This window comes from Kineococcus vitellinus, assembly GCF_009906315.1.
Classification (GTDB): domain Bacteria; phylum Actinomycetota; class Actinomycetes; order Actinomycetales; family Kineococcaceae; genus Kineococcus; species Kineococcus vitellinus.
In genome coordinates this window covers 1-708 of record NZ_JAAALL010000615.1, presented here as the reverse complement: position 1 = coordinate 708, position 708 = coordinate 1, and the positions used below count along the sequence as shown (strand labels likewise).

1 protein-coding gene is annotated in these 708 nt (G+C 78.5%); it reads left to right on the top strand.

Annotated features, from left to right (window positions below):
- On the top strand, positions 1 to 685 hold a 685-nt coding region (locus GTQ99_RS23740), incomplete at its 5' end, for an ATP-binding cassette domain-containing protein (RefSeq protein ID WP_166618086.1).
- Positions 686 to 708: the final 23 nt, after the last annotated feature.

Below are 708 nucleotides of genomic sequence, written 5' to 3'. Positions count from 1 at the left end.
TCCCGTCGTCGTGGAGTCGCTGGCGGCCGTCCACGACGACGGGACGGTCGGCGTGCAGGACGTCGACCTGCGGGTGCGGGCCGGTGAGCTGGTGCTGCTGACCGGCCGGGTCGGCGCCGGCAAGTCCAGCCTGCTGGCCGCGCTGGCGGGGCTGGTCGACCACGAGGGCGCGATCCGCTGGAACGGCACCGACGTCGAGGACCCGCAGACCTTCCTGCGCCCGGGCCGGGTCAGCTACGTGGCGCAGGTGCCGCGGGTGCTCTCCGGCAGCTTCGCCGACAACGTCGCCCTCGACCACGCCCACGCCCGCGCGGGCGCCGGCCGCGCGGTGCGCGACGCCCGCCTCGAGCGCGACGTCACCGACGCCGGCGGGGACGGCGCCCTCGTCGGCCACCGCGGGGTGCGCCTGTCGGGCGGGCAGGTGCAGCGGCTGGCGCTGGCCCGGGCCCTGGCCAGCGGCGCGGACCTGCTGGTGGCCGACGACGTGTCCTCGGCGCTGGACGCGCGCACCGAGGTGGAGCTGTGGGAGTCGCTGCGCGCGCGGGGCACCACCGTCGTCGGCTCCTCCTCGAAGCGCTCGGCGCTGCTGGCCGCGGACCGGGTGGTGGTCCTGGCCGACGGCCGGGTCGCCGAGGTGGGGCCGTGGCGGGAGCTGCAGGAGCGCTGGGGGCACCTGGCGGGCTGATCGGCGGGCCCGGGGTCCGTCGC